This window comes from Mesorhizobium sp. M2E.F.Ca.ET.209.01.1.1 (assembly GCF_004010375.2).
Classification (GTDB): domain Bacteria; phylum Pseudomonadota; class Alphaproteobacteria; order Rhizobiales; family Rhizobiaceae; genus Mesorhizobium.
This window is the reverse complement of sequence record NZ_SADP02001071.1, coordinates 1-296: the sequence shown is the minus strand read 5'-3', so window position 1 is coordinate 296 and position 296 is coordinate 1. Positions and strand designations below refer to the sequence as shown.

Below are 296 nucleotides of genomic sequence, written 5' to 3'. Positions count from 1 at the left end.
CCGTCGCGGCCATCGCTCGCGGCGAGGCGGTTCAGCCGCAGATCGATGTTGGCGTGCGCATGTTCGACGCGAGCGACTACAAGGCGTATCTCGCCAAGGGATGGCAGTGATGGCAATCGCCCAGCCGGACATTCCGGCACCCGCGCTGGAGATGCGCGGGGTGGGCAAGTCGTTCGGCAACGTCAAGGCGTTGTCGAATGTCGATATCACCGCCGGGGTGGCCGAAATCCATGCCATTGTCGGCGACAATGGCGCGGGCAAGTCGACCACGCTCAAGATCATGTGCGGGATTTTCC

General features: G+C 63.5%; 1 protein-coding gene. It reads left to right on the top strand.

Translation table 11 applies throughout. The annotated features are described in order from the left end of the window. Positions 1-109 precede the first annotated feature (109 nt). On the top strand, positions 110-296 hold a 187-nt coding region (locus tag EN852_RS39165; protein ID WP_246694586.1), incomplete at its 3' end, for an ATP-binding cassette domain-containing protein.